Here is a 6,749-nt window from a genome sequence, read left to right as displayed (position 1 = left end):
CTTAAACGCCACCTCCATTTCTAACTCGATTGGAGCCATTAAAACCTGTTGAAAGGCGTCAGCTAATTTCGGATGCTGTTGAAGGTTCCACAACTGATACTGAAGATGTTGTTGATAGATTCCAGTATCCCTCGTAGCATCTTGCAGTAACGTTTGCATAGGAATCTTCAAGCGAACACTTTGATACAATGCCAGTCGAATTAAATACGGAAACCCACCAGTGAGGTTCATTAACTGCTCAAGTTCAGGCTGAGTGAGTTGAAGTCCGTGACGAAGGGCTAAATCCTCCACCTGTTCTTGGTTAAAACTCAAAAGTTCCACCGCTAATCCCACATTAAACGGAGAGCGATGGGTGGGTAAGGGAATGTAAACTTCAACTGCATGAGCCATCACAACTCGTAATTTCTGCCAGACTAAAATGTCTTTTGTTTCCTCATACCACGAACGCAACAGGACGAAAAAATCACTAGCAACTTCTGGGTACTCAAATAATTGGTCTACCTTATCTAGTGCTAAAACAATAGGGTTAGAGAGTTCCTTGAGCAGATAGCCCTGAAAATAAATCGTGCTATTAATCAAAGCTCCCATATCCTCGTCCCAGTAGTCATTTAATCTAGATTCCAAACCCAACTGCTGTGTGACATTACTACAAAACCAGCGTAAAAAGCGTGAGCTTGAAGCAAACACTTGTGTTCCGGCGTGATCTAAGCTGAGTCGCACTATGTGGTAATTCTGACTGCTTCCATAATCCAGAATTCGTGCGATTAGGGAAGTCTTCCCCATGTTTTGAGGTGCTTTGATGCGAATGAACGCATGGGGTTGGAGAATTTCTTGATAACAGGTTTGTTCGATAGCTGCTCGCTCAATGTACAAAGAGGAAGCCAGCGGAACCTGTCCGAATGGAGATTCTAGAACGTAGGGTTCCCTAAGAAAGCCCGCCGTTTGGATTGCTGCTGTTGTCTGGCTCGTCTGAGGATTATCAAAGGAAGCGAATTTTTCTAACCGCTGTTCTAGCAGCGCCGCGAGATTCGTCTTATTAACTTTTTCACCGAGCGCAACTGAAAGCAACTGCCATAGTTTAGGCGCTACTGAGAACTTAATGTAGCTTTCAGAGTAGTTATTTTCAAGAGCAAGATGAGCGTAAGTTTTTTTGTTATCAAGTAGAGAGTTTCGCAGGATTACCTTTTGAATATAGTTAAGTGAAATTCCTGTTTCTGTAGCCACTAACTGGAGCGCAAATTCAACAAATTTTTCAATGTTTTTCATTCAAATAGCAAATTGCTAGGCTGGGATATTCAGGGCTCCATTGACTCTGAGCCACTGTTTCTGTTGACAAGTTAACCCTTTAGCGTCTGTAAAGGAAGCTCCTTTGACGCGGGAACCAGAAAAATCAGAACCCATTAGCTGAGTATCTTTAAAGTTGGTGTATCTGAGATCGGTTTCAACTAAATTGGTATTATATAAGACGGCTCTCTCTAGATCGGCTTGAAATAGAGAGGCTTGTTTTAGAGTTGCACGGCTTAAGTCAGCGCCGACTAAGTTGGTTAACTCCAGGGCAACTCGGCACAGGATTGCTTCTGTCAAATCGGCATATCTTAAATCAGCTTTAACCAAATTAGCATCCGTCAAATCAACATTTCTTAGAATTGTCTCATTAAACTGGCTCTGTTCAAGATCAACTCCCTGCAACGAGGCTTGGCTTAAAATGGCACCTTCCCAATTTGTCTGACGCAGATTGGCTTCCTTGAGGTTGGCTCCCGTAAAATTTGCCCCTTTCAAGCTGGCTTTGAATAAATTGGCTCGACTAAGAGCTGCTTGAACTAAAATTGCGCTTTCTAAAGACGCTTCAGTCAAATCAGCACCCTTTAAACAGGCAGAAGTTAGATTTGCATGATTTAGGAGAGCATTACTCAGGTTGGCGTTAACTAATGTGGCTTCCTTTAAATCCGCCCAAAAAAGGCTGCTGTGGAGCAGGTAAGCTTGAGTTAAGTTTGCCTGTTTTAAGTTGGCTCGATTCAAATCTGTCCAAATCAGAGTTGTGCGGCTTAAATTTGTATAACTCAAATCAGCACTATTGAGATTGGCATGACTAAAATCAATTCCATTTAGATCAGCACCACTCAGGTCAACTCGACTAAGGTCAAGATTTTGAAAATTTCGTTCTTGCTCGCCATAGTGCTTAAGAATGTCACTGGCATTAATGATGTTCATATGTATTAACTAGGCATTGCTCGGCTTAACGATTGTTTTTGAAAAGCTCGGTTTTGATGCCCTGTACTTATATCTTTGCCATCTCTACCGATACTCGATTTGTTGAGTTTCCAACAATGACACTGTACTTGAGATATTGATAATTTTTCGAGCAACCTGGCTGAGTTTAGCGCTCACTCTGTCTACCATTTACCAGCTTGATACTATTTTTTTTAGTTTAATCAGCACTCATAACTTTTCACCAACTAGGCTTTTTTATACTTACCACCCTTAGCTGGATCTGACCAATCACAAGCAAATCCCTTAGTCTCTTCCACAAATTGATTCCAAGGAACTGGCTCAACTGGCGCAGGTGTAGTATAGACAATATTAAACAAACCATCATCTCTGACTTGACCAATCCGCACAACTTTGGATATGTGATGATTAGCATTTACTGTCACTTTTCCTTCAGGTGCATCTATGGTTTGACCATAGGCTGCAGCACGCACTTTAGCTAAGTCAATACTACCCGCTTTTTCTACTGCTTGCTTCCACAAATAAACGGCGATATATGCGGCTTCCATTGGGTCATTTGTTACCCGATCAGCACTGTATTCTTTTTTAAAAGCTTCGACAAATTTCTTATTAGCAGGAGTGTCTACTGTTTGGAAGTAATTCCAAGCAGCGTAGTGACCTTTCAGATACTCAACACCAATAGCCTTGACTTCTTCTTCGGCAATACTTACCGACATAGAAGGATATTTGTCTGATGTTAATCCAGCATCTTTTAACTGTTTGAAAAAAGCCACATTGCTATCACCATTCAAGGTGTTATAAATTACCCCACCATTGGGCAAAGTTTGCTTAATTTTTGTAATTATTGGTGTCACTTCTGTATTACCTAAGGGTAAGTAATCTTCACCAACTGTTTTTCCACCAAGAGCTTTTAATTGAGCTTTGATAATAGTGCTAGCAGTCCGAGGGAAGATGTAGTCTGAGCCTACTAAAAAGAATTCTTTGCCCTTATTTTTTAACAACCAATCAACAGAAGGTTCAATTTGTTGATTTGGCGCTGCACCTGTGTAAAAAATGTTTTTAGAACACTCTTGACCTTCATACTGCACGGGATACCACAGCATATGGTCTTTACTTTCAAAGACTGGCTTAACATTTTTGCGGCTAGCTGAAGTCCAACAACCAAAAACTACAGCTACTTTATTTTGTTCAATCAACTTGATGGCTTTTTCTCTGAAAGTATCCCAGTTAGAAGCACCATCTTCAATAATCGCTTCAATTTGTTTATTTAAGACACCACCCGAAGCGTTAATTTCTTTGATGGCTAATTTCTCAGCATCGACTATGCTTTTTTCACTAATGGACAGTGTGCCACTGAGGGAGTGGAGAATACCTATTTTGATTGTGTCGCCATCAGCAGCAGCCACAGGAGAAGCTGTCGGGCTGTTCGTAGTGTTTGGAGAATTATTGGCGCAAGCTTTCAGAAGGATGCTGCTACTGATAGTTGCAGAACTGTAAATCAAAAACCTACGTCGGTTAAGTCTACTCATAATATTAGACTAACTTTTTGATAATTAAAAAAACGTAGAAATACCAACAATAAATCCTAAATACTTTTGTATTACTCTACCTTAGAAACGTGCAATAGGCTGTCATTAACTTTAAATATTCCTACTTTTCCTGCTTTTCCTGCTTTTCCTAGTTTGAAATTCATTGAGCTGAAAATAACTTGTCACACAGCTTGACTTTAATAAATTAGTTTGATAGAAAAAATGAATACTACTAAAGATATAAATTAAATAATAAAAAGCATAAAAAAGCCTATAAGAACGGAAAATACCGTTCATCCCTAAAAGAGACGTAAACAACAGGTTAAATATTCACCATCAAGATTAATAAAAAAGATGTTAAATCCCCAAAATCGCTTGCGTAAGTTCCGTAAGAACTCCCTAAGTAATTCAAAACTGGGGTACTGGACAATTAAATCCAAGCTACAAGCGTTGCTCTTAGGAGTTAGCCTTGGTTCTGTGGTGGTAGTTAGTGGGATTGGTTGGTATCAAACACAAGCCACCCTCAGAAACAAAATTGCTGAGCAACTAGCAGGTATACGTACAACCAAAGCCGACCAGTTTGAGTCGTACTTTGAAAATTTGAATAACCAAGTGGGGATGCTGGCATCAGACGGCAACGTCGTTAAAGCGATGGTGGAGTTGAATGGGGGTTTCCGCAACCTGGAACGCAGCTTTGTGCCCCCGGAATGGGATACAGCAATGGAAGCTTACTACACCGAACAATTTCTTCCTCGGTTGAAAAAGAACCTACCCCCTGAAGCAAACCTGAATGTCTATCCTCCTACCGGACAAGCGGCTCGCTATCTCCAGTATTACTACATTGCTTCTAATCCTAATCCAGTCGGTCAAAAACACAAGCTCCTCGATGCTGGTGATGGCAGCGCTTACACCAAAGCTCATGCCAAATATCAAAAATTTTTTACAGAAATGGTCGAAAAATTCGGTTATTACGATTTATTTTTGATTAACCCTAAAACAGGAGATATCGTCTATTCCTATTATAAAGAGACAGATTTTGCCACTAATCGATTACAGGGTTCTTACCCCCAGAGTGCCCTAGCGGATTTGGTGCAGACAGTCCTAACAAATCCGACACAAGGTAGCGTTCAGGTTGCTGATTTCAAACCTTACCGCCCCTCTTATGATACTCCAGCTGCTTTCATGGCAACGCCCATTTATAGCGGTACTAACATCATTGGCATCTTGGCAGTGCAAATTCCCATTAAAAAGCTTGACCAGGCTATTAGCCGGAATAATAATTGGGTTGGCGGTGGGTTACAGAAAACAGGGAAGCTTATTTAGTCGGACCCGATTCCCTCATGCGTTCGACATCCCGTTTTTGGGTTGAAGACCCCAAAAAATATCAAAACATTGTTGGTTACACGGGGAGTGACAAGAGAATTCTCCAATTAATGGAGAACTTCAACACTACCATTGGCTTACAGAAAATCAACTCGACTGCCGCCAAAGCCGCCTTAGCAGGGAAACAAGGCATGATGGTAGACCGCAACTATCGGGGGGTAGAGGTATTGAGTTCCTACTCTCCTTTGAAGTTGAACGGGTTAAATTGGGCGATTCTGGCAGAAATGGAGGTGGGGGAAGCTTATACTCCGCTTTACACGTTACAGCTAATTTTGCTGATTGCGGCGGCGCTTTTCCTACTGGGGACGGCGTTTTTAGCGGCAGCTGCTGCGAAAATTTTTACCTCTCCCCTACGTCGCTTGACTGAAAACGCCCGGAAACTTGTTGCTGGGGAACTGGATGCGGAAGTAGAGGTAAAGTCGCTTGACGAGTTTGGAGAATTGGCAACAGAGTTCAAAGAGGTGGCGAACAAATTACGCCAAACTCAAGAAGAACTGGAAACCAAGAAGCAGGAGAACGATATTCTATTGGAGAATATCCTACCCAAGGCGATCGCCGAACGCAGGAAACAAGGAGAATTGCTCATTGCCGATAACCTCAAGCAAGTAACCATCCTCAATGCTCATCTGGCTGGTCTTTCTCAGTTGAACAAACGCCTGCCACCGCAAGAAATGACAAAATTGCTCACCGAGCTATTTGATGAATTTGACGACTGTGCAGAACGCTATGGATTGGAACGACAGAACTCCCTAAGTACAAACTATGTGGCGGTGTGCGGGCTCACCCAAGCCAGATTCGACCATAGCCAGCGAACGGTTGATTTTGCCTTAGCCATGTTAGAGATAATCCAGCGTCTGAATGTTCATTATAATTCTGCCTTGGCTTTACGCATTGGGATTCATACTGGTCCTGTGACAGCAGGCGTAGTCGGAACACAGAGGTTTGGGTACAGCATTTGGGGAGAAACAGCGTATATAGCAAGCAGTCTCCAGAGCCAAGCTGATTTGAACTATATTTTACTGAGTGGGAGTGTGTACGAACGGATAGCAGATAGCTACACTTTCATCCAAAACCCGGTCGTGACAATTCAAGGTCTGGGAGAAGTAGAAACCTGGACACTGGTAACCACCAGAAAATTAGTTCTAACTCAGGTGGAGTTGGTTCAATCATCCTTTGAAAAAGTGAAGCCGATTGCCGATAAGGCTGCCGAACTGTTCTACCAAAGACTGTTTGAATTAAACCCCTCCCTGCGTCATCTATTTAAGGGGGATATGAAACAGCAGCAACGTAAGCTAATGGATATGCTTGCCCTCGCCGTGGAAGGTTTGCGTCAGCCAGAGCAGATTATTCCAGCCGTTCAAGATTTGGGTCGCCGTCATGGGGGGTATGGGGTCAAGGATGAATTCTACGATACCCTAGGTCAGGCATTACTCTGGACTTTGGCGCAAGGACTAGGTGTAGAGTTTACTACCCCAGTACGAGAAGCATGGCAAGAAGCTTACACATTCCTGAGCGAAATTATGAAAGAAGCAGTAGCAGAACTTGAGTTGCAAAAGATAGGTGTATGAAGGGGATTGGGGTAAGGGAAGAAATTTCTTGCCCAGTACC

Annotated in this window: 5 protein-coding genes; 2 read left to right on the top strand and 3 right to left on the bottom strand. The window is 42.3% G+C overall.

Annotation, left to right across the window (positions count from 1 at the left end; translation table 11 throughout):
• From V5G28_RS04870 to urtA, 3 genes are all read right to left on the bottom strand, one after another.
• A partial coding sequence (locus V5G28_RS04870) for an AAA-like domain-containing protein (RefSeq protein ID WP_336229794.1) occupies nt 1-1,266 on the bottom strand: 1,266 nt, incomplete at its 3' end.
• Nucleotides 1,267-1,281: 15 nt separating this feature from the next.
• Complete coding sequence (locus V5G28_RS04865; protein ID WP_336229792.1) at nt 1,282-2,211, bottom strand: pentapeptide repeat-containing protein; 930 nt, start codon at nt 2,209-2,211, stop codon at nt 1,282-1,284.
• A 245-nt stretch (nt 2,212-2,456) separates the two neighbouring features.
• Nucleotides 2,457-3,758 carry an urea ABC transporter substrate-binding protein gene (gene urtA, locus V5G28_RS04860; protein WP_442994220.1) on the bottom strand — a complete coding sequence of 434 codons (1,302 nt, stop codon included), beginning with the start codon at nt 3,756-3,758 and terminating at the stop codon, nt 2,457-2,459.
• 354 nt (nt 3,759-4,112) lie between these two features.
• On the opposite strand from urtA, the gene V5G28_RS04855 reads away from it, so the two are divergent.
• Both V5G28_RS04855 and V5G28_RS04850 read left to right on the top strand, forming a co-directional pair.
• Nucleotides 4,113-5,081, top strand: a complete 969-nt coding sequence (locus tag V5G28_RS04855; RefSeq protein WP_336229791.1) for a hypothetical protein — start codon at nt 4,113-4,115, stop codon at nt 5,079-5,081.
• A 17-nt stretch (nt 5,082-5,098) separates the two neighbouring features.
• Nucleotides 5,099-6,709, top strand: a complete 1,611-nt coding sequence (locus V5G28_RS04850) for an adenylate/guanylate cyclase domain-containing protein (protein ID WP_336229790.1) — start codon at nt 5,099-5,101, stop codon at nt 6,707-6,709.
• Nucleotides 6,710-6,749 lie beyond the last annotated feature (40 nt).

Origin of the sequence: Scytonema sp. PRP1, assembly GCF_036697665.2 — a bacterium.
Taxonomy (GTDB): Bacteria; Cyanobacteriota; Cyanobacteriia; order Cyanobacteriales; family Nostocaceae; genus Kalymmatonema; species Kalymmatonema gypsitolerans.
The sequence above is the reverse complement of the archived record's forward strand: the minus strand, read 5'-3'. Positions and strand labels throughout refer to the sequence as shown.